This window comes from Zhongshania guokunii (assembly GCF_040892635.1).
GTDB classification, from domain to species: Bacteria; Pseudomonadota; Gammaproteobacteria; order Pseudomonadales; family Spongiibacteraceae; genus Spongiibacter; species Spongiibacter guokunii.
Map to the genome: position 1 here is coordinate 265,908 of NZ_JBFRYA010000004.1, position 26,163 is coordinate 292,070.

21 protein-coding genes are annotated in these 26,163 nt (G+C 49.4%); 12 read left to right on the plus strand and 9 right to left on the minus strand.

Annotation, left to right across the window (positions count from 1 at the left end; translation table 11 throughout):
* The first annotated feature begins 182 nt into the window (after positions 1-182).
* The gene (locus AB4876_RS06675; protein ID WP_368380871.1) at positions 183-800 is read left to right on the plus strand and encodes a response regulator transcription factor; all 618 of its coding nucleotides are present in this window, start codon (positions 183-185) and stop codon (positions 798-800) included.
* On the opposite strand, the gene AB4876_RS06680 is transcribed toward AB4876_RS06675, so the two are convergent.
* From AB4876_RS06680 to AB4876_RS06690, 3 genes are read right to left on the minus strand one after another with little or no spacing between them, the layout of a single operon-like run.
* Positions 797-1,123, minus strand: a complete 327-nt coding sequence (locus AB4876_RS06680; protein ID WP_368380872.1) for a YqcC family protein — start codon at positions 1,121-1,123, stop codon at positions 797-799. The genes AB4876_RS06675 and AB4876_RS06680 overlap by 4 nt on opposite strands.
* Before the next feature lie 6 nt (positions 1,124-1,129).
* Complete coding sequence (dinG, locus tag AB4876_RS06685) at positions 1,130-3,253, minus strand: ATP-dependent DNA helicase DinG (protein WP_368380873.1); 2,124 nt, start codon at positions 3,251-3,253, stop codon at positions 1,130-1,132.
* Entirely contained in the window at positions 3,254-4,420 is a 1,167-nt protein-coding gene (locus AB4876_RS06690) for a 1-acyl-sn-glycerol-3-phosphate acyltransferase (RefSeq protein ID WP_368380874.1), read from the minus strand.
* A gap of 352 nt (positions 4,421-4,772) precedes the next feature.
* Here AB4876_RS06690 and AB4876_RS06695 point away from each other — a divergent pair, with 352 nt between their 5' ends.
* Both AB4876_RS06695 and AB4876_RS06700 read left to right on the plus strand, forming a co-directional pair.
* Complete coding sequence (locus AB4876_RS06695; protein ID WP_368380875.1) at positions 4,773-5,372, plus strand: cysteine hydrolase family protein; 600 nt, start codon at positions 4,773-4,775, stop codon at positions 5,370-5,372.
* A gap of 16 nt (positions 5,373-5,388) precedes the next feature.
* Entirely contained in the window at positions 5,389-7,968 is a 2,580-nt protein-coding gene (locus AB4876_RS06700; RefSeq protein WP_368380876.1) for a PAS domain S-box protein, read from the plus strand.
* Positions 7,969-7,994: 26 nt separating this feature from the next.
* Here AB4876_RS06700 and AB4876_RS06705 read toward each other — a convergent pair whose 3' ends face one another.
* From AB4876_RS06705 to AB4876_RS06730, 6 genes are all read right to left on the minus strand, one after another.
* Positions 7,995-10,265, minus strand: a complete 2,271-nt coding sequence (locus AB4876_RS06705; RefSeq protein ID WP_368380877.1) for a TonB-dependent receptor — start codon at positions 10,263-10,265, stop codon at positions 7,995-7,997.
* A gap of 81 nt (positions 10,266-10,346) precedes the next feature.
* Positions 10,347-11,741, minus strand: a complete 1,395-nt coding sequence (locus AB4876_RS06710) for a parallel beta-helix domain-containing protein (RefSeq protein ID WP_368380878.1) — start codon at positions 11,739-11,741, stop codon at positions 10,347-10,349.
* 11 nt (positions 11,742-11,752) lie between these two features.
* A complete protein-coding gene (locus AB4876_RS06715; protein WP_368380879.1) occupies positions 11,753-12,931 on the minus strand; it encodes a cytochrome-c peroxidase in 1,179 nt (392 codons plus the stop codon).
* Between the two features lie 12 nt (positions 12,932-12,943).
* Positions 12,944-13,621, minus strand: a complete 678-nt coding sequence (locus AB4876_RS06720; RefSeq protein ID WP_368380880.1) for a c-type cytochrome — start codon at positions 13,619-13,621, stop codon at positions 12,944-12,946.
* 525 nt (positions 13,622-14,146) lie between these two features.
* Complete coding sequence (locus tag AB4876_RS06725; protein ID WP_368380881.1) at positions 14,147-16,003, minus strand: S8 family serine peptidase; 1,857 nt, start codon at positions 16,001-16,003, stop codon at positions 14,147-14,149.
* A gap of 221 nt (positions 16,004-16,224) precedes the next feature.
* Positions 16,225-17,244, minus strand: coding sequence for a DUF2804 domain-containing protein (locus AB4876_RS06730; protein WP_368380882.1), 1,020 nt, complete (start codon positions 17,242-17,244; stop codon positions 16,225-16,227).
* Positions 17,245-18,248: 1,004 nt separating this feature from the next.
* Between AB4876_RS06730 and AB4876_RS06735 the strand changes: the two genes are divergently transcribed.
* The 9 genes from AB4876_RS06735 to AB4876_RS06775 all read left to right on the plus strand — a co-directional run bounded on the left by AB4876_RS06735 (position 18,249) and on the right by AB4876_RS06775 (position 26,133).
* On the plus strand, positions 18,249-19,298 hold the full coding sequence (locus AB4876_RS06735) for a DUF3034 family protein (RefSeq protein WP_368380883.1): 1,050 nt from the start codon (positions 18,249-18,251) through the stop codon (positions 19,296-19,298).
* A gap of 41 nt (positions 19,299-19,339) precedes the next feature.
* The gene (locus AB4876_RS06740) at positions 19,340-19,801 is read left to right on the plus strand and encodes a group I truncated hemoglobin (RefSeq protein ID WP_368380884.1); all 462 of its coding nucleotides are present in this window, start codon (positions 19,340-19,342) and stop codon (positions 19,799-19,801) included.
* A gap of 19 nt (positions 19,802-19,820) precedes the next feature.
* Complete coding sequence (locus tag AB4876_RS06745) at positions 19,821-20,426, plus strand: FMN-binding protein (protein WP_368380885.1); 606 nt, start codon at positions 19,821-19,823, stop codon at positions 20,424-20,426.
* A 22-nt stretch (positions 20,427-20,448) separates the two neighbouring features.
* Positions 20,449-21,342, plus strand: coding sequence for a PepSY domain-containing protein (locus tag AB4876_RS06750; RefSeq protein WP_368380886.1), 894 nt, complete (start codon positions 20,449-20,451; stop codon positions 21,340-21,342).
* A gap of 34 nt (positions 21,343-21,376) precedes the next feature.
* The gene (locus tag AB4876_RS06755; protein ID WP_368380887.1) at positions 21,377-22,060 is read left to right on the plus strand and encodes a cupredoxin domain-containing protein; all 684 of its coding nucleotides are present in this window, start codon (positions 21,377-21,379) and stop codon (positions 22,058-22,060) included.
* A gap of 114 nt (positions 22,061-22,174) precedes the next feature.
* Complete coding sequence (gene arsH, locus AB4876_RS06760; protein WP_368380888.1) at positions 22,175-22,882, plus strand: arsenical resistance protein ArsH; 708 nt, start codon at positions 22,175-22,177, stop codon at positions 22,880-22,882.
* Between the two features lie 4 nt (positions 22,883-22,886).
* On the plus strand, positions 22,887-23,630 hold the full coding sequence (locus AB4876_RS06765) for a 4'-phosphopantetheinyl transferase family protein (protein WP_368380889.1): 744 nt from the start codon (positions 22,887-22,889) through the stop codon (positions 23,628-23,630).
* Positions 23,631-25,003: 1,373 nt separating this feature from the next.
* A complete protein-coding gene (locus tag AB4876_RS06770) occupies positions 25,004-25,819 on the plus strand; it encodes a hypothetical protein (protein ID WP_368380890.1) in 816 nt (271 codons plus the stop codon).
* 92 nt (positions 25,820-25,911) lie between these two features.
* The gene (locus tag AB4876_RS06775) at positions 25,912-26,133 is read left to right on the plus strand and encodes a DUF4238 domain-containing protein (protein ID WP_368380891.1); all 222 of its coding nucleotides are present in this window, start codon (positions 25,912-25,914) and stop codon (positions 26,131-26,133) included.
* Positions 26,134-26,163: the final 30 nt, after the last annotated feature.

Genomic DNA, 26,163 nt, shown 5'->3' on the forward strand with positions numbered 1-26,163 from the left:
TGTTGTGTGACAAACTCATGTTTGCCTTGCGACGTATAATAAGGCGAAAGCTTATCCAGTCTTGACCCGTATCGCCAGTATCATTAACGAAAACATGAATACAATTAATTAAGCCCAGCAATAGCTTAGGATTTCATGGTAGCCTAAGCCTACGATAAAACGGTAACCGCAAGGACGTAATAATGACAGTAGAAGCCACGGTGTACCTCGTTGAGGATGATGACGCGGTAAGAGATTCACTCCAGATGGTATTGGAATCAGTAGGCCATAAAGTGGCCAGCTATTCCCGCGCCGACACTTTCTTAGAAGACTATAGTGTAGATATGGCTGGCTGTCTGGTGCTGGATATTCGCATGCCAGGCATGAACGGCATGGAATTACAGCGTCAGCTCAATGCCCGCAATTCAATTCTGCCAATTATTTTTGTAACGGGCCACGGTGACGTGCCCATGGCGGTCGACGCCATGCAGCGCGGCGCGGTAGATTTTGTACAAAAGCCCTACCGCGAAGAGGAGCTGCTGGGCAAGATTCAGCAGGCCATCGCCGCCGACGTTGAAAACCGTGCCGACCTCGAGGAAAAGCATAAAATCCGCGCCAAGTTGGCCGATTTAACGCCCCGCGAAACCCAGGTCATGGAATTGATGATTGAAGGTAAAGCCAATAAAGTGATTGCCTACGATCTCGACATCAGCCAACGCACGGTAGAGATACACCGCGCCCGGGTTATGGAAAAAATGAGCGTGCGCTCGCTAGCCCACTTAGTGCGCATGGTTATGGCGGCGGAAGAGAGCAACAGCTAAGAGCCACCGCCCAGCAAACTATCCATTCGCGTCAATGCGGCCAGCAGACCAGCCACCGGCAATTGCTGGCCGCGAAAATACTCCTCTGCCATCGGTGTAATTCCGCTGGCCTTTGGCAGCCCCTCTTCCTTCGCCACTAAAAAATGCATTTTGGGAATAAATACAAACTGCAGCCACTGAGCAAAGTTCAAGGTATCTACCGAAAAGGGTTGCTCGCTACGCAGCGCTTCTGGCGCCGGGGCAATCGCATCCCAACAACCAATTTGGCGCAGCTCAGCTTCAATATCAATTAAAACTTCAACCACTTGATGGTAATGACTCATCCCTAACTACTCAATAATTTGCTGGTATGGCGGCATCGACGCCAACATTTTACGGCCGTAATGACGGCTCACAATACGTCGATCAAGAATAGTGATGCGACCCGTATCCGCTTCATTACGCAATAGCCGACCACTGGCCTGAATTAAACGCACCGCTGCGTCGGGCACGGTGATGTCCATAAAGGGATTGCCCTTGTTGCGGCTTATCCACTCCGCCAGCGCCTCTTCAACAGGATCTTCTGGAACCGCAAAGGGGATTTTTGCAATCACCACATGAGTGCAGTATTTACCGGGTAAATCCACCCCTTCGGCAAAGCTGGCCAAACCAAAAATCACACTGCCCGCACCATCATCCAAACACGTGCGATGGCGAGTGAGGATCTCGTGCTTGGGCAAATCATCTTGCGCCAAAATACGGCCCTGCCACTCTGCAGACAAACCCTCGCGCACCGCCCGCAATTGCTTGCGCGATGAGAACAATACCAAGCTGCCCGCATCGGCATCTAATAAGGTCGGCAGCATATCTATGAGGGCAGCGGTGTGCGCCTCGGCATTACCGGCATCGCAATCCATCGCTGGAATATACAGTTCGGCGGCTTCAGCGTGACGAAAGGGGCTGGGCACAACCTCAAAGCTGGCATCGGTGTCTAAACCGGCACGCATACTAAAACGATCAAAGCTGCCCAGGGCAGTCAAAGTGGCAGAGGTGAGCACGGCGCCAAAACAGCGTGACCACAAAGCAGATTTCAGCGCGTTTGCCGCCAAAATGGGGCTGGCATTCAACTCCACATCAAACAAGCCCTGCCCAGTTTCAACTAACGCCAACCAACGTGCATTGGGCGGTTTCTCCTTGGTTGCGTCACTGGCAAAGGAACGCCACAAGGCGGCGGCGGACTCAGCCCTAAAGCGTGCCATAGACACCGTGGTCAACCACTGCTCATTTGCTTCGCGGTTGCCGCTCAGCTCATTATTGTCCATGCCGCCTTGCAGGCTATCGACAATTTTCTCAGCCTGCTTAATCACCTCGCTAAACCCCGCCAACAAGCTCTTGGCATGGTCAACCAACACTGGCGGCACAATACCGTCGGCAAAGCGCAGACTTTTCACACCCTGGCGCTCCTGCGCGCCCTCTAAGAGCTCTTCCAATACTGGGCGCAGCGGTATGAGCCCACGTCGTACCGCAATCAAAAGGCTCAACAAACTTTCCAGCTCGCCGCGAATACTGTTATCCATTATCGGCAGCGCAACCATAGCGCTGAGCGCGCGCTCAATCTGCTCCATCCAGCGCTCAGTTGCCGCCAGACGGAAGTTTGCGCTGAAGTGGTTAATGACTTTGTCGGGCAGATGGTGGGCTTCGTCGAAGATGTAAATACACTCTTCTGGCGGTGGCAGGATCGCGCCACCACCCAGCGCTAGGTCGGCAAGCACAAGGTCATGATTGGCCACGATGACATCGGCTTGGGTCAAAGACTCGCGGGCTTTAAAGAAACTGCACTGTTTTACATGGCTGCAGCGCCGGCCGGTGCACTGGGCGTGATCAGTGGTGACCCGCGCCCATTTTTCGTCGGCGATAACGGTTTTCCAATCATCACGATCACCCGCCCATTGTCCAGCGGCCATCTGCTGCGCAAAATCGGTATACAGCGATAAGCTCTCGGCATCTGGTGCGGCCATATGCTCATCAATATACAGCGGTAACACCTTGGCATCGCCACCCGAGAGCAGCTGATCGAGTTTAGACAAGCAAATATAGCGACGACGGCCTTTAGAGAGACTAATGGAGAATTGCAAACCGCTATTGGTGAGCACATCGGGCAGATCCCGGTAGATAATCTGCTCTTGCAGCGCGACAGTCGCAGTGGAAATAACTAAGGTTTTATCGCAGGCCTTGGCGATAGGCACCGCCGCCACTGCGTAGGCTAAGGTTTTACCTGTTCCCGTACCGGCCTCCACCACACAAAGATGGTCGCCACCCCCGCGCTGCTGCTCCTGATTACGTTTTATACCGCCAAGAGTACGCGCGATATGGGCGATCATCAGGCGCTGACCGTAGCGGGCCTTAAGTTGTTTTACATCCAAAAATTGGCGGTAGGCGTCTTGAATTGTCTTTTTTAACTCGTCGGTGAGCACCTATATGGCCTCTTCAACGATCCGCAGGTCGGCGCTATCTAGTTGATTTATCACCGGATTAGCGTAAATTTCCATCGCCTTACTGCGGTAATCCGCGGGTATTTGGCTAAAGCGTTTATCAAAAACCTCAATATCTGCTGCAGTTATCTCCGGCAGCATCGGCAGGGTTTTCCAGTTATCGTTCTGAACTACCCGCATATAGGCAATGATATTACTTGGATGTAGGCGGTATTGGTCAATTATGACCTCATCCAACTTCGCTGCCACGGCAACAGCATCGCTGAATTCCCCCTTTAAAGGCGCGCCAAAAGCAACGTGAACATGGCCTTTATTGCCAACGATGCCGGTAGCGATGCTTTTTAAATCTTCGTGCTCGGCCTTTTGATAGGTACCATCGCGCTCGATATGCACCAGCTCCTGCGCCTTGGCGGCATCTAGCGGATCCCATTCATAGGAAATTGAGACCGGCACAATATTGAGCTTGTTCACATAGTCAGAAAAGCTCTCGTCGGGCTTGTTCTGAGCCATGCCAATCATTTTAATGACAGCGGCTTCGGTGGCGTCGTTACCATCTTTGGCGCGGCCTTCACGCTGGGCAATCCAAATCGAACTGCGCTCTTCCAGCAGAGAGAAGCGAATATAGCTGGCCAATTGCCTAAATGCCGCCAGCATCTGTCGCGGGCCACGGGCCGAGCGGCGCACAATAAAACTTTTATTTAAACGCATTAAATCAGCGGCGAAGGGCTTGGACAAAAGATTGTCACCAATGGCGATACGCACGGTATCGCGCTCGTGATGGTAAAGCGCGTAGTTAACAAAGGCAGGGTCCAGCGCAATATCGCGGTGGTTGCTGATATATAAATACGCTTGTTCAGCCTCAAGTTGCTCTAGGCCAGAGACCTGGAAGCTGATGGTATGCCCCTCGATCATGGCATCCATATAACCTTTTACTACCCACTGAAAACCGGCAACATTGGCAATGCCCTTCATTTCACGCGCCAAATACCACCGCACCAAAGGCCTAACCAACCATGGCAAGGCCTTGTTTAAGCGCGGCAAGCGCAGGCTGGCAATGATATTGAGCATTTCGGGATCGACCAATAACTTTGCCAATACCGGCGCCACTTCGTCGTCGTGGTAGGGCCGTATCTCAGCGAAGGTATCCATTGCTCTGTGCTCTCAACAATATAAAGGGGCGTACAATAAAGGATTCGGTCGCAGGCGTCATCTCCCCCGCCAAGCCAAATTCAAACTAAGTCCACTTACAAAAAGCCAATGGCACAAGAAACCCACTATGGACTCGCAAAACGCTAGGCCATCTTATCTTGCGTCGCAATACAAAACGCAAATTGCAAAAACTGCTTACCCACCAACAAAACACAATCACTATTGTTAAAATAATTTATAAAAATCAATACCTTAATCCGAACTTTCGTATTGGAATGCAAGTTGCAATAACTGCTTCAAGTCAGCAAACATTACCTCAATCACTGTAAAAGCCACGAATACGGAGTAGATCATGAGTACATCAGGCCGCACTGCATTATTACTTATCGGGTTTCAAAACGACTATTTTGCCAAAGACGGCATTCTTCATGCTGTAATTGAAGAGTCATCTCGAGTCAGCGGAGTATTGAAAAACACCTTAAACCTGCTCGATAACTCGGCTGAGGTTTTCGATCTTGTTGTATCAACCCCGATTCACTTTACCGACGACTACGCCGAACTCGAAGAACCGGTTGGCATACTCCGCACCATCAAAGAAGTAGGCGCCTTTCGGGCCGGAAAATCCGGCGCAGAAACCATCCCTGAACTCAAACCTTACGCAGATATTATTACCGAGGTACCCGGCAAACGCGGTTTAAATGCCTTTTCTAACACTCATTTAGAAGAACTCTTGCGCAGTAACGACATAGAACATCTGATCTTAGCGGGTACCGTAACTTCAATATGTATCGACTCTACTGGCCGCCACGCTGCCGATCTCGGCTTCAAAGTCACCGTACTGTCAGACTGCACCTCAAGCCGAACGATATTCGAACAAGACTTTTACTGCGAAAACGTGTTCCCGCTGTATGGCTCCGTGCGCAACTCATCTACACTGATCGAAGCAACATAATTTTAGAGGGCTTAGAATGGGCGCCACAGACAGCGAGCGCGAGCTTTTGCTTCAACACCGTATGGTTGAGGAGCTGGCGGCTAAACACCAAGAATTCAAAACCTTGACGGATTTACTTGAAGAAATTGTGTTTCGCTGCGATGACAGCGGGCAATTAACCCTGCTTAACTCCGCGTGGACCCGCAAAACTGGCTGGCCCGTTAATGAGTGTCTTGGCCGGCGCTTTGTGGAGTTTATTGAAGACAGCGATGCCCTCAGCCAATTAAGCAGCAATCTCTACGACGATGAGCCGCTGATTACCGAGTTGCGAATCGCCAGCCGCTTTGGCGACGTCAAAACCTTTAGTATGCGCGCCCGCCGCAGCGGCAGCGCATGGTACGGCTCGCTCTACGACGTAACCGAACTACATTTGGCCATGAATGCGCTAGAAGAAAGCCGCGAGCAAGCCCGCAAACTCGCCTTAGTCGCCAGCCGCACCGACAACTTGGTTATTATCTCTGATGCCAAAGGCCGTATCGAATGGGTCAATCAGAGTTTCACCCTTATTACTGGTTACAGTTTGCAAGAGGTGCGCGGCAAAACCCCCGGCTCATTTTTACAGAGCCAAGAAACCAATATTGAAACAATAAAAAAAATGAAACTAGGGCTCATCCATGGCAAGGGCTTTAATGTTGAGATTCTCAATTGCAGTAAAGAGGGCCGCCCCTACTGGCTGGCCATAGACTGTTCACCAGTGCATAACGAGCGGGGTGAACTGGTCAATTTCATCGCGGTGGAGCGCGAAATAACCGAGCGAAAACAGGCCGAGCAGGCGCTTAGAGACAGCGAACAACACTACCGAAATATTTTAAACACTGTCAGTGAGCCCATTTTCTATTGCGACACCGCTCTGCAAATTCAATTTGCCAATCCTGCGTGGCAAAACTTAACGGGCCAAGTTTTTAACAGCGAGTCCCCCCAACATCTCCAACACTTTATTCACCCAGAGGACATTCCGCTACTCGAAAACGCCCGGGACAATATTTGCGCCGGACTACCGCCTAGCAGACAAGAGCTACGCCTACAGGACAGTCAGAAAAACTGGCGTCGAATCGAATTACTGCTATCAAGCAATGGAGTATCGAGCAGAGGGCGCACTCAGCATCTTACCGGTGCGCTATTCGACGTTGATGAACGCTGGCAGCAGACTCAAGCTATATTACAATCCAAGGCCGAGGCCGAAGAATTATCTAAATCGCGAACCCGCTTTGTGGCCAATATGTCCCACGAGATTCGCACCCCGCTCAATGCCATCCTTGGCATGGGCTCAGTATTACAGGAAACTGAGCTCAATCCGGAGCAGAGGGAGTATTTAGATACCTTGTGCAATGGCGGCAAGGCTTTGCTGGCGCTTGTCAACGACGTGCTGGATTTATCCAAATTAGACTCTGATGACATCCAGCTTGAGCAAATTGAATTCCATCTTGGCGAGCTGTGCGAAGAAGCCGTCGATATTATCGCTGCTCGCGTTGAGGAGAAAAATCTAAGCTTGACCATGCACTGCACACCCAGCGTGCCCCAAGTGGTCATCGGTGACCCCCATCGCATACGCCAATTGCTGATCAACTTGCTAGGCAATGCGGTGAAATTCACAACTCACGGCGGTATCACAATTACACTAGACTGGCTGCCAGTAAGACCTAGCGGCGGTAATTTGCAACTCAATATTATCGACACCGGCATTGGCATTCCCCAAGACCGCATCGCCAGCCTATTTAATGCGTTCATTCAAGCCGACACCTCCACAACACGCCGCTATGGCGGCACCGGTCTTGGCCTAGCGATTTGTCAGCAAATTTGCACCGTCATGGGAGGCAAGATAGATATCACCAGCACCCTTGGCGTGGGTTCAAGCTTTAATTGCCAACTGCCCTTTACCACGGGGATCGCAGAGTCGCCGACGCATGACAACACATTACGCGGAATAAATCTCGATAAGCGCGGCGACTTGGTGAGTCAATCACTGGCTCATTGCATGGGTTATCGATATCAGGCCGAACAATCGCCGGACGGTCGCAGCAGCCTTAAGCTGATCGCCGATGACGGCAATATTTTAAGTTTGAAATCACCCCAGTCCAGCGCCGTGCTAACGCCAAACCGGCTGTTGCGCAAACTCCAAGCTCTCGACAAACAATCGCCCCAAACATCAATACCGAGAACTGATCGCGGCGAGTCGTCACTGCGAATTTTAATTGCCGAAGACTCCATCCCCAACCAGATGGTAGTGGATGCAATGCTCAAACAGCTGGGCTATAAACAGGTCTCTATTGTCGACAATGGCCAGCTCGCCGTTGAGGCCGCCAGCCAAGCAGAGTTTGATTTAATCCTACTGGATATTCACATGCCGGTTATGGACGGCTTAAGTGCCGCAAGGGCCATTCGCGATCATCTGCAAGAAGCGACCCCGACGATTGTCGCAGCCTCGGCCGATGTCACCACCGATGCCCGCAAAGACGCCAATGACGCAGGCTTTGATGACTGGTTACCCAAACCTTTTACCCGCGAACTTTTGCAAGCATTGCTAGAAAAAACCAGTGCGCAGTTAAATATAAGCTAGGTTATATTTAACTGCGCGGCGCGCCCCTAAAATACAAACTTCATATCTAGCCCGTAGGTCAGCGGCGCAATAATACCCACATGGTAAGTGCCTAACTCGCCACCGGTTAAACCGCCAGGCTGAGAAACGCGCTCATTACCCAATAAGTTTTTACCCCACAGTGCAAACTCATAGCTGCCACTCGGCGTCGTCCACGCCAAGCGCCCATTGAGTAAACTGGTATCATCACCGTAGCCATTAACGCTATTAAACTTATCTAGATGGTCCTCATTGGATTGCTCAATATTTTCCTCATAAATATAGTCAGCATGGAGCAATAACAAACCGTAGTCAAACTCCGGCGACCAATCCATTGTCAGCGTGTATTCCTGAGGCGCGGTGGCATTAACTTGATTTGCCTCCTGAAAATTACCGTCCTTGTCGTAGTAGGCCGCGCGGCTCGACTCCTGCTCGCGGTAGGTGTAAATCAGGCCGAAACGGAGATTGTCGTTTACCAACCAATCCGCCGTTAGCTCAATCCCCTGAATATCCTCATCGGTACTAATCACCGTCGGTACCGCGCCGTTGTCGTCAGGCCCTTTGGACTCTATTGATTCTTGACGATCGTCAATTATCATCTTGAACAGCGCAATTTGGGTGCGAATTTTATCCTCGAGCAAATCTCCTTTTAGGCCCAGCTCGATGTTCGTTACCACTTCTGGCGCCAAAGGCACTACTCTTGAGCCAGTATTTAATGAGTCGTAACCACCAGACTTATAGCCGGTGGAATAGCTCAAAAATGCCATTGCGCCCTCGCTAACTTGAAAGTTAGCGACCACTCGGCCAGTGATTTTGTCCCAGCTTGCACTGCCTTGCTCAAGACCGTCAGAATTAAAGAAGAAGTTTTCGCCCTGAGCTTGCGAGAGCGGGAAATCGGTTAATGGCGCATCCCAGCTAAAGGACTTTTTATCATTGCTGTAGCGCAAGCCAGTAATAATATTTAGCCAATCATTGATCGTAAAATCGAGGTCGGTAAAAAAGCCATAGGTCTCGAAGTCACCTTCATTGGTCATGGTCTCGGTAACATAATTGCCCGAGATAGGTCCGCCTATCAGAGTATTTAAAACCCCCGACGGTACACCGGTCATAGCCGAGGCCAACTCGACCACGGCGCCATAGCTAAAGGTCAATGCCGTTTGCTGATAGGTATCTTCCTTGCTGTAATTTGCGCCAAACACCGCGTCGACCCAATCTAGCGCCACATTAAATTGCGCTTCAAAGTAAGCGATGTCAGAGTCTTCTATATTGTTGGTATCGACATAGACTGACTCGTCGGCAGTGGCATCTTCATCCTGTAAATTATACGTTTCAAAGGCGCGATAGCTGGCAATCAAACTCATGGTGGCAACATCATTTATGTCGTACCAAAGCTTGCCGGTAATGCCCTGCATATCGCGGGTTTCACCGCCATTAATGGCGTCGGTCTCTAATTTTCGCTCGGTAGGATCTGGGTACGTCGCGTACTCTTCACTAGTACTAAGGCGAGCCTGCGGGCCATTGTCGACTCTATCGATGTCGTATGCCATTTGCAGTGTAAGTCGATCGGTGGTTTCCCAGCGCAGCGCCATGCGTGCAAACTGGTTATTTTGTTCACCTGGATCAGGCTTAGCTGGGCCGAGCATGTCGAGCACCGCACCACGCTGGTTGTGTAAAACATTCATGCGCAAGGCGAGATTGTCGGTGAGCGGGGTATTACTCATACCCTCGATCCGAAATAAATCGTAGTTACCAAGCTTTGCCGTAATAAAACCTTCGCGCTCATCCAAGCTCGGCGCATTGGGAATAAAATTCACCACCCCCGCCGCCGCGTTGCGACCAAACAGCGTGCCCTGCGGGCCCTTCAATACTTCTACTCGCTCCATGTCAGAAAATGGCACAGTGATGGCCGCGCGCGGTAAATACACGCCATCGAGAAAAGTCGCAACCGACGGATCGCCGCCAGTACTAATATTCGAACTTTTAATCCCGCGAATAACAAAGGAGGATTGTGTCGAGCCACCACCGCGAACATCATCGCCCACTTTCAGACCAGGGATATAAGCCTGAATATCCTCCATGGTCAGTGCGCCGGTATTTTCTAAATCTTGATTGGTAAAGGTATCTACCGTAACCGGCACCGTCATCGAGCTCTGCTCGCGTTTCTGGGCGGTAACCACAACCTCCTCTAGGGCGAGGTTCTTAGCGGCCTGCGCTGTGTGCGTACCCAGTACTGCCAGCCCGATTGCACAGGCCATGCGACTTCTACTTGTGGATGTCATATATCGCCCTCTCTCGCCATCAATACCAGTGGGCACCGCAGCGCGATACCCACCACACTCAAAACCAAATACCAGCGCAAATTACTTGGTGACCTTCAGCATATAGTCAGCCACTTCTTTTCTTAACTCTGGAGACAAATGCCCCTGCGACGGCATCGCTGGGTAGTCCGGCCGTACTTTGTGTGGTTCGGCGATATAGTCAGCAATGCCCTGTGCGTCATTGCGATATAGGGCCTGAACGGTCAATGTTGGCGGGCCGATCATGCGTAAGTTATAGGCGTGGCAGCCCGCGCAAATGCCCTGATAAAGTAATTTGGTACGGTTGGTTACGGTGACCGGCTCATTCGGTGCGCCACCGGGAATAAGGTAGCTGTGTACATCTGCCGTGCTTGTGCGCTCACACTCCGACCATTTTTTAACCCCGAAACTGGTGTAGCGCTCGCGATTAATAATGCAGTTGTCCACCTCTTGGGCAGAGCCAGGAGTTGCCAAAATATCTGGGCCGCTGCGGCTAAACTGAGTTAGCATCAGCGCCTTTACTTCGGCGACAGGATCAGCGCCGTTATCAAACATTAGGTTGTCGAGAAACACCAAACGGTCGGGATTAGGCTCGGACTCTGGATCACTGGAAATATCGGTAATAAAAGCTAAGTCGGTAATCACGATGCCAGCGGTTTTATTCCCCGACACAATATTACCTTCCACAATCACATCGTCTGCAGCCATAACCACAATACCAATACCGCGCGGCACCTTAGAGACGATTGAACCCGGCGCGCCAAAGTTGGCGGTATTATTATTCACCACAAAGTTATTGCGCAAAATTACGTCATAAGTGGTTTTAATCGGCAAGCCCGGCGTAATAAATACCAGTAAACCGGCAGTATTGTCGTGGGCGTAATTATTTTCAACTAAGGCGTGACGGGTGTTTTCAATTTCGATACCGGCAACATTGTCAAAGACTTCATTGTGGCGCACATCGACGTTATCGCACATGCCCACATAAATCGCCGCATCTTCAATGCCACTCAATACGTTGTATTCAATCAGGCCATTTTTACCAAACTGGGGAAAAATTCCATACACCCCAGTGTCGATAACTTTGTTATAGCGAATGGTAAAGTTATTACCCGACTGCCCCATAATCGCATTGCCCTTGTAGTGGGTAATGGTCAGCCACTCCACGGTAAAATTATTGCCCGAGTATAGAATTGCATCGTTGCGCTTGCCCTCACCCTCCATCACCGGCCACTTGCCGTCTTCGACCACCCCGCGCAGAGTGATATTGTCTTTATCGATATACACACTTTCTTTATAGGTACCTGGATAAATTAATACCACATCGCCCGGCTCTGCCTTATTAACAGCATCTTGAATCAACTCACCGTCTTTTACTGGAATGTCAGCCGCCAACAGACTCGGCGTAGCGAACAGCAAGCTCAGGCTCAGCAGCCCCAATCGAATCGGGTTTTTCATTATTACGCTCCTCAATGTTCAGCGTCTGGATTATTCGTAGTTGATGCCGTCACGCCAACGGGTTTCAGCCCAGAGGGCACCGCGCTGGGAAGTACCGGCATAAAGCTTTCATCGGTTAAGGTTTTCATAAATGCGACGAGTAAATCTAATTCGCGATCAGTTAAATTGGGTTCCCAAATATGCCAATGCAAACTCAACTTCTCTCCGGCTGGCACTGCGTGGCCGCGCCCACCGGTATAAAACGCGACTGCTTCACGCAAGGTCGCAAAGCGACCGGAATGCATATAGGGCGCACTTAATTCAATATTGCGCAGTGTTGGCACTTTAAAACCGCCACGCTGCGAGGCGTCACCACTCACGCCCTGAACGCCGCTATCTAAGGGTCGCCCCTCGGGCTCCGGCGCACCGATTACCGCAATTTGCTGATTGGTAAATGCCGGTGGCGTGTGGCATTCAGCGCACCGCGCCACAAAAGAACGAAATACATTCATACCTTCAATTTCGTCTTGATTAAGTACTTCATGTACGCCATTTGCATATAAATCGTAGCGGCTATTCAAGGAAACCAGCGACGCTTCAAAGGCGGTAATGGCGGTGTAAATTCGGTCGAGACCTATATTGGGGTCACCGTATGCCTGCTTAAATAAGCTCGGGTAATTGTCGTTTTGCTGCAAACTCGTCAACAACTGCGCGCGGGTATTACCCATCTCGATAGGAGAATAGAGCGGGCCCTCCATTTGCTCTTCAAGAGAACTAGCTCGAGCATCCCAAAACAAGCGTTTTAAGAAACCTACATTCCACAAACTTGGCGCCGAGCGATGCGCTAGCTGGCCGTTAATTCCAACGCTAACACCGCGACCATCGGCAAAGCCCTTACTGGGTTGATGGCAAGAGGAGCAAGCTAGTGTTCCGTCTCCGGAAAGCAGGGGGTCAAAAAACATCAAGCGACCCAAGTCAATCTGCTGCGGCGTAAAGCCCTCGCGCAAAGGCGGCAAGCCCGTTTTCAAACCGCCCACGCCGGAGTTTTGCAAGGAGGCGTAGTCGCCATACAAACTCTGCAAATAGCAGCGTCCCTGATCGGGCCGAAACCCCGCAGGGCAAACATCGCTTAACTGCCATTCTGCGCTCACCTTGCTGGGCGCGCCCAATGTCAGCGCCACCAGGCCGATCAGCAATACTTGGCGAAACACCCCCATCACGCCTCAGTCTGCCAAAGACTGAATATAAACAACCACATCCTTGGCGACCTCGGCATCCGGTAAGGTTTTACCCATCATATACATCTGATAGCCATAGCGGTCAGACTCATCACTGCCACGCAGACCTTTGCTGAAGTGGTCAAACTGCTGGAGTAAATACCAATCATCCACTCCCGCCAGCGCGGGCACCTGTAATTTTTCGTTACCCTCTGCCACAGGCCCGTGGCAGGCGCCACAGAGATTAGAGTAGTAGTCGGCACCGCGCTTGGCATTCCCCGTAAGTGTCCCGGCAGCGGGTTTTGCTTTGAAATCGCCAATGTAGGCAACGACGGATTTTATCGCTGCGTCATCGGGCAGTGTTTTTGCTATCGCCTGCATTTGCGCACCAAAAGCATCGTCGGGATGACTGCCGCGCAATCCAGAGCGGAAACCGACCAGCTGCCGTTCCAAGTACCAGCTCTGCTGATTGCTGAGCGAGGGTGCGCTAAGCGCCTTATTTCCTTCACCGCTGGCGCCATGGCAGGCTGCACACGCCGCATACAGCTTCTCCCCTGAAGCAGAACTGCTATTCTGCAGAGCCGCTACCGCAGCGCTGGCCGCTTGCTCGCTATTTGCATTAGGTGCTGGATCATTACTACACGCCGCGAGGGCAAGGCTAAGAAGTAATATCGGTAATTTCATATTTTGTTTCCTTAATGGACCATAACTCTGAATACAATCGACGCTCAGCCCGCAGTCGGGCCGCAGTCATAATTTTTATAGTGCACCAGCCCCCACCGCGCCCATTACCCGCCAAACACTCAATGCAATGGTTATGTGTTTTACTCAGACTAGCCTATGTTTACACTGTCATCAATAGATCATACAAGCTACTTTTTCGACGACAAGTAGGTAATTGCCGCCATAATCCTGAGCGTTAGGCAATTTTAGCGACCAGGTAGCAGCGCTCTAAAATGGCCATTTTAAAGTCCACTGCGTCGCAGAATGTATTCACCGACTAGAAAAATACGCACTAAATCGGGGCCCGCGACCAAAGCCTAAGGCTCGAGACAACGGTTTAAACAGCTAATTTTATAAGGCTGGAGCAGCTGATCTTAGTCGTTATTATTTTGGTGCACGCATAAAAACAGCCTAACGCAAGCAAAAAAAATGGGCACCAGATTGGCGCCCATTTTCACATGCTGCGTAGCACCTTTACTTGCGAGACTATGGGATATCGGTATACAAAATATAGTCGCCAACGCCGCTATATGATTTTACACGCCAGCGATATGTTCCAGAATTGCCGGTGTAGTTCACAGTTTCATCAGCGCTAGCCGTCTCTCCGCTCGCCACAACTGACCAGCTTTGAAATAAAAACCCACCCAACTTTTCTAGGTAAAGATCAAAATCGGCACCGACCGGCCCCTGCAAAAACCCGCGAAACTCACCACCGCTGCTGCTAAACCCGCTGCTGTTTGGCGTGTACGCTTGCGCGCCGGACGCGAGAGTTCCACTGGTTTGCGCGCACTCTGGGCACGGCCCTGAGCCTGGTAAATTAACGACCACGTTCTCACTTGCACTATCTTGCTGAGCCGAAACGTCAGTAATAGTTAGGGTGACGGTATAACTGCCTGCGCTGTCGTAACTGTGACTAACTGTTACGCCGCTGGCCACGGCGCCATCACCAAAATTCCACTGATACCCAGTAATGCCATTATCATCACTTGAGCCGCCGCCATTAAAGCTGCAGGCTAAATCGGCACAGCTATAGCTGAACGACGCACTGGGCGGGAAGTCGCTTGGCGCACCAACGTCACCCGCTGCGACCTGCAGCAGCAAATTCGGCGAACCGCTACCCAGACCACTCAACTTACCGCTTACACCATCATTAATTAAAGCTGCAAAAATCGTCGCAGGACTTGCCGAGGGATTTTGCGCCAGCAGCAACGCAGCTGCACCCGCAACATGGGGCGCAGCCATAGAGGTACCGCTAATAGTATTAGTGTCGGTATCGTTCTGATACCACGACGAGGTAATCGCCGAGCCGGGCGCAAAAATGTCAACGCAGCTACCTTTATTAGAGAAAGACGAGCGCGCGTCATTATTACTCGTCGAACCAACAGTAACGGCCTCGGCAACACGGTTGGGCGAACCTGAACACGCATCGGTATTGTCATTGCCCGCGGCAACCACAAAAGTAACACCGGCATTTATTGCAGCACGCACCGCAATATCAAGCGCATCACTATTAGTGCCGCCCAAGCTCATATTGGCAACAGCGGGGCTCGCATGATTGCCTGCTACCCAGTCAATACCCGCAATTACAGCGGAATTACTTCCCGAGCCATTGCAATCAAGCACCCGCACTGGATGCACTGTCGCGCCTTTGGCAACACCCCAAGTACTTCCTGCTGCGGTTCCAGCCACGTGGCTGCCGTGCCCGTTGCAGTCTTCAGTGTTTGCGGGATCAGTACTCCCAAACAAAAAGCCGCTCGACACAAAGTTTTGGCCATTGCCTACTCGGCCACTGAACTCACTGTGGGATTTGCGCATACCCGTGTCAATAATATAAATATGGGCACCGCTGCCATCGCCGCTGTATTGATAACTGCCGTCGAGTGGCAAGCTGGGTTGATCAAGACGATCTAAACCCCATGTCGCACCACTCTGGGTGGCAGCAATCGCGACTGTGCGATCTTGCTCCACCAATTCCACCAAGGGGTTTTGCGCCAGCAATGCCGCGGCCTCTGGGCTTAATTGGGCAACGAAGCCCCGCAGCGTGTACTGGAAGGTGCCTAGCAGATTCCCGCCGACACTATTTAATAAGCTGGCAACAACGTCATTGAGAGGCGCGCCAAGCAAATCGGGAAGCTCTAGCTTGTTCAGTAGGACGATGTACTGGCCATCGATGGCTTGCCCTGCACTGAGGTTATCTGACACCGACGTTTCAATTGCACTTACATTATCTGCTGCGTCATTCACTACTTTTTCAGCATCAACACCGCTGCCACCGCCGCACGCGGCTAGCGACAACAGCATAAATCCACTTAATAGGTGGCGACGATTCAAATTAACAGCCATGCGTAAGTCATCCTCTCTTAAATTCTTATTAAATCTGCTACCAACATTATTTTATTGGCAGGGGACTATAGCGAATATAAGGAGTAACAACAGTGTAACCGGCGTAATTGCGACAAGTAATGCCCCAAAATGTGACCAAGCGCTAATTCAAGAACGCTAATCAGCTATAACCATTAGTTGGTTTCTAGCACTTGGCATTAAATCGGGCACAGAGGGAAAACTCACCAGCGAGCATAGTGGTCTTCTGCAAAGCCCCAAGCATTGCTAAGCTCTATAGTCTCGCTGGGCAAACTAATCCGCCCATCAAACACCCCAAAGTGCTGGGTAAAATTTGACGCCAACAGTAGCGCATTACGTTTTTCCTTGCGCTGACCAACGGGCTTAAAACGTAAATCTACTTGACCGTCAGCCGAACGTATTCGCCACTCGGCCATTTGCTCATAGCGGGAAAACTGAAAGTCGGCCATATCAACCTTCAGCAAGCGACCATCTAACCACAAGGCATTTTCAGTGAAGCCCGTCTCATTCACGCCCGCAGCAAGGTTTAAGCCTAAACGGCGACCATCAGCCAAGGTATAAGACAAACTCGCCCAATTCCAAAAGGTCTCGCCGCGCATATAGCCCGCACTCCAATCGACTGAAGCAAGGCTATTCATAGCTGCCAAATCAAAGTTTTTACCTCGCCATTGCAACTGTCCCTGACAGGGCAGCGCCGCCGTTTTTTGCGTAAACACCCAGCCCTGATAACCGGCCCGGGTGCAGATCGCCAATGGGGTACAGCTGGACTCGTCGATTTGCGCAACAATTTCGACGCCGCCCACCAAAGACACCCGCAACTCACGCTGGGCCTTAGTTTCATCAGCAGTAATCGACACTGTATTCATACCTTTCCTAAACACCGCCTCCCCCGCGTTCGGGCAAAGACTCATGGCGGTATTGTGCGACAGCGGCTGCGTAAAACTAAACTCATCAAACTCGCCGTCTTGAGTGCTGTAGAGGTAGACAAAAACATTGCTTAGCAATTTCAGATCGACTATCGCAATCCCCACGATCAACTCAGGGCTAACGAGCGCTACAAACTGGAATTGATTAAATTTAAAGCGCTTAGCTAGACCACCCAACTTGCGGTCCATGGGACTACGCAAATCGTAGTCTAGGTAATTGATTTCGCGAACACCGTCAGCAAACAAGCCAAACTCGGGCTGACCCGCACTATTAATTAATCTTGGTATCACCGGCATCGGGCTCTCTTTATTAGGAATATCAAATAGACAGTAAGTTTTCGCGTAATTGCACTTCCACTGGCGCTAGGCTAAAACCCTAACCACCACGTCAGATCTAAAGCGCAATATTCTCTGAGCAGTATTGGAACATTTTTCCCAGACCTACCGCCAGCTAGATATAGGCGCGTGACTCAAAGCTATATAAATGAGAGACCTCGAGAAAATCATCGGTGACGCAAGTTCGGTAAACTTTTCATCGAGATCGCCATACCTATTGGCCAATAACTTAGCATCAAATAGGCGCAGGCCAGCTACCTGCACCTATCAACAGTGACGCCAGCCCTTTCGCTGGCAATCAATTACCAGCTGCGACACACGTAAAATCTGTGTTACGACCAATTAGCAGGTACGCAATCTCAATATATGTGAGACGCATCACACTCAACACGCTGAGTTAATTAGATAAATAACCGCTCAATCAAAATAACCCAGCAATAACAAAGTTATTTTGCCCCAATTTGCACCAAGCATTGGAAATTCAAGTCGATAAAATGGCAACATTTTCGTGCAACTTATGAAATCCCCATTTTAATGCATCGGTAAAACACTAAATTAAGCACTCACAATTAAAAATAAATCCTGCCCGAAATTTTTCAATATCCAAAAAAAATGTTCCAAAATAAAACTCATCAAAATTTATTTGCAAATTCCTGCACCCTTAGAACGCAAAACCCCCTAATAACCCAAAGAATTACCGCACCAAAACGCACCACAAATTCACCACTAACTTCCGCTAATTTCTCTTTATTTTCATGTGGCACACCCATTGCTATGTGTGTAATGCACCCTTAACAAGACGGATAGCGTGTTTTAGAGCGGCAACAATTTGGAGGGTAGGAGCGATCGCGTTACCAGGCGATTATTCTAAAATTCCATTTTACCGACACTACTACTAGACATTTCTGCAAACGCGGGGCGCTTTACTCAAGCACGGTAGTTTTCTATTGATTAGGAGCATCAAGATGGAAGAAGCAAAAAAAAATGGCTTGCGTCTTTTTAAAAGCGCAGCCCTCGTTGCCGCAATTCTTGCGAGCAATATAACTCAGGCCGAAATGTTTAATACCGGCAAGGTACTCGCGACCGGCGGCGTTAGCATGATCGACGGCGCAGGCGGTGGTGGTATCACTCCTTGGGCTACTATCACGGGTTATGCAACTCGTGACGGCATTAACGGAAACGTGCATTACACATACGCACCACTCGCAAATTATACCTTACATTCGATCGGTGCAGCGGTTGGCTTTTGGGATCGTTTTGAGCTCTCGTATACAAAGAGTAGCCTCACTACTGGCTCGACCTTCGATACCCTCGGTTTAGTTTTTGACACCGTGGGAGGCCTTACCGGCGAATTAGCTGGCACACCGGTCAATACTGGCATCGAACCATTCAACACCACTATTGAAATGGATATCGTTGGCGCCAAGGTTCGGGTTTTCGGCGAAGCTATCTACGATTCTGATAATCTTATTCCTCAGATTGCCATCGGTGGTTTTTACAAAAAGAATAAAAACGATGAACTACTAACCACATTAAAAGCAGCCAAGACCAAAGATTGGGAAGCCTATATTTCGGCTACTAAAATTTTCTTCCCCATTAACACACTGATTAACATTACTGCGCGTTACAGTGCAGCCAACCAAACCGGCCTGACGGGATTTGGTGGACCAGACGGCGATGACAAGGAAATTCGGCCAGAGATATCCCTAGCCTACTTGCTACGCAAAGACACTGTAATTGGTGTTGAGTGGGCAAAACACGGCGACAACGTCAGTGGCCAAAGTGTGGACGTTGCAGGCATAGACCTAACTGAACTACAACCAACCTTAGGAGCTCTTGGCCTTGGCAATTTAGCCGGAACACTTACCCAGAATGAAAGTGACTGGTATGACGCCTTTATTGCATATTTCCCCAACAAAAACCTGTCAATGACCTTTGCCTACGCAATGCTCGGCGACATTACCATTACACCTGACCAGCACGGCTTTTATCTATCACTTCAGGCTAGCTTCTAAAAGCGTTATTAGCTAAGTCCACTCGATCTCAGGAGAGCATCATGAAACCGATATTTCGCACTATCGCTATTGCAATTCTCGCGGGTACCGCAGCCCTGCCTAGCTTTGCCCAAACCGGTAAAACACCGACTTTACCCGCCCTAGACGACGACGCACTAGAACAGTGGGGCGGCGAAGAAGGCGTGCGCAACTGGGTAGAGAGCTTGTTTTACTACATTATGCTAGACAACCGGATAAATCATATTTTCCGCGAGTTCGGCAACATCGAACGTCAGATATTCTTAAATACCCAACTTGAACAAATGGTATTAGGCGGTGCAGTGGAATACCAAGGTGCCAGCATGGCAGCGGCACACGCCGACCTCGGTATTACAGTCACACAATTTAATGCAGTTGTTGAAGCAGCTTACCTGGCTTGTGAACGAGTCACCGTAACCTACGAAGCGTGCAACCAGTTAATCGCTGCACTCGCCCCGCTAGAACGCGTGATTGTAACTCGCTAATCAGTGCTACGGAGAACACATGCTCTATCCATTTGAAAAAATGGGCGGCACGGCATCTAATTCAGATGCCGTTGCGCGGCGCCCACTAGATGTAGAAAAAATAATGTTTTTTTTATTTTTTCTACTTATCAGCAGCCTCTATTCAGGAAATGTAAAAGCATTTGAACTTTATAAAACATTTCAAACACCAGATGTATTTCTCGCCGAAATGTTTAACAACAATGTCCCGACGCCAGTGGTACTTAATCTTGACTCACAAGCACAACGGGAAATTAGCTCGGTCTTTAAACGCCCCTTTCCGTCTCAACGCGTTCGTTACTGGAAGGACGAGAACAAAACGGTTTGGATATTTGATGACATTGGTAAAGAAGGTTATGTGCCCACCACATCAGGATTTGTCATCAGTGATGGCGCCGTAGAGGCGGCCAGAGTATTAATTTATCGTGAATCACGCGGCGAACAAGTTGCGGAGCCCTCTTTCCTCAATCAATTAAAAGGTGCAACTGCATCCGGCACGGCACTGAGCAACGAAGTAGACAATATTACCGGCGCTACACTGTCAGTCGTGATGATGGAGCGTATGGCTAGAACAGCCATCACCTTAGATTCTTTAAGTCGTAAATAAACGGCCTTCTGGGAGGCTCTCTATGAACACTCAACAAGCGCTTCGAGCCGAAGCAGACCCAAAAAGCTTTGGTAACGCTAAACAAACAAGCGCCAAGGCGACTATTCAACCTGTAGCGCCGATGAAGAAAAAAATGGCTGCACCCAAACGCAATACCTCAATGCTATTGCGTCAATGGCACCAGCGTCTAGGCATATTTGCCTTTATCTTTATGGGCTGGCTTGGTTTTAGCGGCATCCTACTTAACCAAAGCGTCAGTATGGGTCTAGACGCCATTAGGGTCGGCTCAACCACATTGATGTCACTGTATGGATTGCACACAGAAATTCCAGAAAACGGCTATCTATCTGATGGTCACTGGTTAGTGACCACCACTGAAAATACTGTTCTGGACGATATAGCCCTCGATCGGCACATTCCTTCGCCGCTAGGCTTTGTCGACATTGTGAATAACGGTGAAGAACTTTTATTTGTTGCTACAAATGACAAGATCACCTTACTCGCCCCAGACGGCGCAGTTATTGAAGAGCTCAGCGGTTATATGCTCCCAGTCGGACATATTCGTGGCATCGGTAGTATTCAGCAACAAGACACATCATTTTTGGCCTTGCAGGGCGAAGGGACGTACATAAGTGCTGACGGACTCAGTTGGCAGGCGATCGAAGACGATAGCGGCGTTAACTGGTCTTCACTCACCCCCCTAACCGACGCAGCAAAACTGGACGTAGAACCCTACGCTCATCCTACAGTTGCTCTAGAGCAAGTACTGATCGATATGCATAGCGGCCGCCTGTTTGGATCATTCGGCTCAACCCTCATTAATTTTGTTGGCGCTGCAGCTGTATTGCTGTCGATTACTGGTATATGGATGACTTGGCGAACCAATCGCATGCGTAATGCGCGTCAAAAGAAATAATCGACTATTCGCAACCAACGATATGGAGGCAAGAATGAAAACCTATTTAATGTTTACGTCATTAGCCGCCCTGATTATGTTTGCCGGCGCAGCAATATCCTCAGACATGATGGCGCCTAAAGCGGGCGCCGTTAAAATCGATAATTATGCCTTTGGCCCCAAAACCATTACTAGCACCCCAGGCAGCGAAGTCATTTGGATCAACAATGACAGCAGCAGTCACACTGTTCGCATTAATGGCCACGAAAGCCCACGCTTACGAAAAGGCGGTGAGTACCGCCACACCTTCGCTAAAGCTGGTGAATATCATTACCAGTGCGGTATTCATCAATCGATGAAAGGAACCGTTGTTATTGCGGACGCCAGTGGCGCTGACGGCATACAAGCGAAAGCAAAGCTTACGGGCACAACCATACCCGCACCAAGTCACTCGGCAGTCCCGAGCCCTGTAAAAAAGCACATCACGAGAAATGGCAGCACTATCTCTATCGTCGATTTCATGCGTTTTTCACCAACTGAGCTTAGCGTCCCAGCAGGAACTGAAGTAACTTGGAATAATCACGATGGTTCAAATCATATTATTCAAATCGGCAACGTAAAAAGCCCGCGATTACGTCACGACAAAAGCTTTTCCTATCGCTTCGAAAAGACCGGTGAATACCCCTTTATTTGCGCTATACACGGTAAAAAAATGTCTGGGAAAATCATCGTAGAATAGGGATCGGCGCTACGGCGCCCGCTCACATTCCGAGGGTGCTAACGCCGCAGTTGATCCACCCTCGCAGCTAAGGCAAACTTAGCCCCTCATTTTCGTCACGCTGACAAAAGCCCTATGACCGACATTATTAACTGCGACCCCGACGCCCTAAGCCTCATCAATACAGATCAATTATTACAGCCCGTCAGCGATGACAGCCCGATAAAAATCTTAATTCTCTACGGTTCACTACGAAATCGCTCGTTCAGCCGCTTACTTGCCCAAGAGTGCGCGCGGCTACTGAACTATTATGGCGCCGAAGCCAGAATATATAACCCCTCTGGCCTACCCCTACCCGACGATAGCGGCGATGACCACCCCAAGGTCGTCGAGCTGCGCGAGCTCGCACAGTGGTGCGACGGAATGGTGTGGTGCTCACCGGAACGTCACGGCGCCATGACCGGCATTATGAAAGCGCAAATCGACTGGATACCCCTTAGCATCGGCGCGGTGCGGCCGACCCAGGGTAAAACCTTGGCGGTAATGCAAGTCAATGGCGGTTCGCAATCTTTTAACGCGGTCAATCAAATGCGCATATTAGGTCGCTGGATGCGGATGTTTACCATTCCCAACCAATCCTCGGTTGCCAAAGCGTGGCTGGAGTTTGACGACAACGACCGCATGAAGCCCTCGGCTTATTACAATCGGGTCGTAGACGTTATAGAAGAGCTAGTGAAATTCACGCTGCTACTCAGAAACAAAAAGGAAATATTGGTCGACCGCTACTCCGAGCGAGTTGAGTCTGCCGAAGCCCTGCGCCAGCGACTTAGTGTGCGCAGTTAAGAGCATGAGCAAAACGGCGCAAAAGGCACTCGCGGAATTTATCTGTATTGCCCCTGTAGACCTGCGCCTAAATCCCGCTGTTTTAACGTCGGGATCATTCAAGCTTGAGCTATTTGACGACGCGTTTTTTAGCCAAGCCGCAATCCACCTACCAGACACGATCAGCAGGGCCAGCAGCAAACGCAAGGCGGAATATTTTTGTGGTCGCTATCTTGCCGCACTAGCACTGCGTCACTACGGTGTGGAACATTTTGACGTGCTCGCCGACGACAAACGCTGCCCCCAGTGGCCCGCAGGGTTCGTTGGCAGCATTAGCCACACCGACGACTTTGCCGCCTGCGCCCTTGCCCCCAGCAGCGAACTAAGCGCGCTTGGCATAGATTGCCAAGCGATCCTCAGCTCAGCCAAGGCCGAAAAACTTTGGCCAAAAATTATCGACCGCGACGAATTCAACATCATCGCCGCTTCGAGCTTCGAACTGAACTACGGATTAAGTCTGTGCTTTTCCGCCAAGGAGAGTATCTATAAAGCGCTCTACCCTTTTATCAGAAAATTCTTTGGCTTTAGCGCCGCCAAGCTCTGCGCAATAAACCCTGAGCAGCAATACTTAGAATTTGATTTCTCTGCCGAGCTCGGCAAACCAATTGGCATCGAGCACACCCTAAGAGCTTATTACCACATCGACAGCAATCGCGCGCTAAGCTATGTGCAACTTAGCCCTGAGCAAGTTTGCTCACAGAGGAGCTAATAGGTAAATTCTCGGGAGCCAGTGCTTGTATTTGACAAGGTTATAGATCCACCTACCAAGTCAACATACTCGGACGCAGCGAGCTGCGGCGGTGCTTGAGGCGTTGACGTTGTAGAAAATCCCGCCGAGTTTCATCCGATTCGGTTTTAGACCGTCCGCTTATTACCAGTTTTGGAAGTACCCCCCAAATGCGCAGTATGGATGGCTCTGGGGTCACATTAGCGGACATACCGGATAACTAAAGTCCTGAATCGATTTGAGAACGCGTACGCTGTTGATTATTCTTCACAGCGCTTCTGCTTCCCGTCCAAATTCCTATGAATATTGCTGCTATCGAAAGGAAAAGCTGAATTAAAAAGGATGAAAAAAATAATGGAGCGCTAGGTACAAGTATGTTGCTAAGGATGTAATGAATAACAATTGAAATAATGTAAACTACCAAAGCATGACTTACTGGCCGTGTAAATATGCGACGAGCCAAAAAGAAAAATACTATAATCGATATAATGAAGTCAGGTAAGAAGAAGTACAAAAATACATGGGACGAAAAGTCGATACCATTTTTAATTAAAACGGATGTCACAGCGGCAGCAAAGAGCCCTTGGGATAGGGTCAACACCATCGAAAACAAAATAATGATCTTATAATTCAATTTTATCACTCGCCGCATCAGTAACGTTTACGAAATGGTAGTCGCTTAGTATCGCTTGTCAGGCTGTATATTAGCTTTCTTTGGAATTTTGGGCTATGCAGATTGCGTAGTAAGTCTATAGCGTCACAATAGCAGTCAGTCGCAGCTTCCACGTCGGCAGAGCATGTGAACAAGAGAGTATTTTCCATTAACACAATGGTCAGTGGCTTAACTGATTGATATTTATAAATTACGCGATATGATCAGGTGGTCAAAGTGATATATGGCCTGAGTCGTTATAAACTGTTATGCGTAAAGGCGATCATGGCAAATAACTGGAATATCCCAGCATGGCTGGAGGCAGAAGTTCGTGAGCGGGATAAAATCTGCGTGTACTGCAATCAAGAGTTTCTATCGCCAAAAGAGTCAGCCAAGCATTCCGCAAGCTGGGAGCACATCATCAATGATTCAAAAATAATTACCAGAGAAAATATTGCGCTGTGCTGTCGCGGTTGTAATGCGAGTAAGGGCCAAAAACAATTATCAGTTTGGCTTCAGTCAAAGTATTGCAAAGAGCGCGGAATATCACCGGAAACAGTAGCCCCCATTATTAAGCAGGCAATCGCAAATGGGCAGTGAGTATACGCATAACAAGGCCAATCCCCGCGCCGTATTTTCCGTTGCGGCTTTGCCTTCACTACAAAGCCGCGTGTGCTGGCGGCGTTAGCCTCTTAAGGAAGTTATGAGTATCTACCAAGAAACGAATGAATTTCTAGTTGAGTGCTTTCATGAACTTGAAGCCCCAGTTCCGTCACCTGTGCCAACACAGCTTGGTAGTCATGTCTCTCTAAGGTATAACATCCATCAGCTTGAAATTGCGATCATACAAAAGCTTGCTCGGTACGTTAGCGGGCTTAATGCTTCCTTGTTACTATTGGAGGCTGGTTATACGCAAGAGTTAGGCGCTCTATTTAGAATGCTAGATGAGTTCCACGAAGATATTGGCTTTCTTGCACTACCAATAGTTGGTGGCATTGAAATCACTGACACACATAAAAAATACCTTGATCATTTCTTCCAAGAAGAATTTGATAATCCTGATAACGCTATTCTTTCTACTCAAAAAAGAGAAACTATTCCAAGAAAGAAAATTCGTGCCATCATAGCCAATTCTGGACAAATCGGGTTGAACCCTCACGATAGCCAAGAATTATCAAGAACCATAAGTCAGATTTACAGCGGCTATGTGCATGGTGCGTCGTGCCATATCTGTGAAATGGTTGGCGGCGAACCGCTAAAATATCACCTGTCAGGTATGCCAGGTACACATAGACAAAGCGAATTTGTCTATAACTACTGGGATTATGCCTATAGAGGGTTAATCACAACAGTACTGGCTGCAAAAGCACTCGGTGACGGCAATGTTGTAGATAAAGGGTATAAGTATATAGAACACTTCGAAAATGTTACCGGAGACGCAGGAAGTGGTGATGCCGAGAAATTAATGAAACGTATAAAGAGAAAAAAGCCTAACAAGCCAATGCACGCGGAATTGTAAATGCTATCACCTTTTTTGGAAAAAAATTCAAAACATCCGCCAACATTCACAATCCGGTGTTTGAGGCGCTAAGTGAAAAGGCTCCGAAATTCATGGCGAAGGACAATCAACACTATGTTCCCCAAGGATACCTTCGAGGTTTTACCATTGAAGGTGAGAGATCGCTAATCTGGGAGTACGACAAAAATACGGGCAAAATTTCTCGCCAACCCAAGTCAGTACGCGGCGTTTTTCAAGGTAGTTGTCGCCTCAGATTGATTTATGCCGCCTTGTTTTTCTCGTCCACGACCGCTGGCTTTTCCGGGTTAAGATAAACGTCTTTTATCGGTTCCCAGTTTCTAATA

Coding starts and splice junctions, on each gene's coding strand:
- AB4876_RS06675 (WP_368380871.1), top strand. CDS start 183: ATGACAGTAGAAGCCACGGTGTACCTCGTTGAGGATGATGACGCGGTA.
- AB4876_RS06680 (WP_368380872.1), bottom strand. CDS start 1,123: ATGAGTCATTACCATCAAGTGGTTGAAGTTTTAATTGATATTGAAGCT.
- AB4876_RS06690 (WP_368380874.1), bottom strand. CDS start 4,420: ATGGATACCTTCGCTGAGATACGGCCCTACCACGACGACGAAGTGGCG.
- AB4876_RS06695 (WP_368380875.1), top strand. CDS start 4,773: ATGAGTACATCAGGCCGCACTGCATTATTACTTATCGGGTTTCAAAAC.
- AB4876_RS06700 (WP_368380876.1), top strand. CDS start 5,389: ATGGGCGCCACAGACAGCGAGCGCGAGCTTTTGCTTCAACACCGTATG.
- AB4876_RS06705 (WP_368380877.1), bottom strand. CDS start 10,265: ATGACATCCACAAGTAGAAGTCGCATGGCCTGTGCAATCGGGCTGGCA.
- AB4876_RS06710 (WP_368380878.1), bottom strand. CDS start 11,741: ATGAAAAACCCGATTCGATTGGGGCTGCTGAGCCTGAGCTTGCTGTTC.
- AB4876_RS06720 (WP_368380880.1), bottom strand. CDS start 13,621: ATGAAATTACCGATATTACTTCTTAGCCTTGCCCTCGCGGCGTGTAGT.
- AB4876_RS06725 (WP_368380881.1), bottom strand. CDS start 16,003: ATGGCTGTTAATTTGAATCGTCGCCACCTATTAAGTGGATTTATGCTG.
- AB4876_RS06730 (WP_368380882.1), bottom strand. CDS start 17,244: ATGCCGGTGATACCAAGATTAATTAATAGTGCGGGTCAGCCCGAGTTT.
- AB4876_RS06735 (WP_368380883.1), top strand. CDS start 18,249: ATGGAAGAAGCAAAAAAAAATGGCTTGCGTCTTTTTAAAAGCGCAGCC.
- AB4876_RS06740 (WP_368380884.1), top strand. CDS start 19,340: ATGAAACCGATATTTCGCACTATCGCTATTGCAATTCTCGCGGGTACC.
- AB4876_RS06745 (WP_368380885.1), top strand. CDS start 19,821: ATGCTCTATCCATTTGAAAAAATGGGCGGCACGGCATCTAATTCAGAT.
- AB4876_RS06750 (WP_368380886.1), top strand. CDS start 20,449: ATGAACACTCAACAAGCGCTTCGAGCCGAAGCAGACCCAAAAAGCTTT.
- AB4876_RS06755 (WP_368380887.1), top strand. CDS start 21,377: ATGAAAACCTATTTAATGTTTACGTCATTAGCCGCCCTGATTATGTTT.
- arsH (WP_368380888.1), top strand. CDS start 22,175: ATGACCGACATTATTAACTGCGACCCCGACGCCCTAAGCCTCATCAAT.
- AB4876_RS06765 (WP_368380889.1), top strand. CDS start 22,887: ATGAGCAAAACGGCGCAAAAGGCACTCGCGGAATTTATCTGTATTGCC.
- AB4876_RS06770 (WP_368380890.1), top strand. CDS start 25,004: ATGAGTATCTACCAAGAAACGAATGAATTTCTAGTTGAGTGCTTTCAT.
- AB4876_RS06775 (WP_368380891.1), top strand. CDS start 25,912: ATGGCGAAGGACAATCAACACTATGTTCCCCAAGGATACCTTCGAGGT.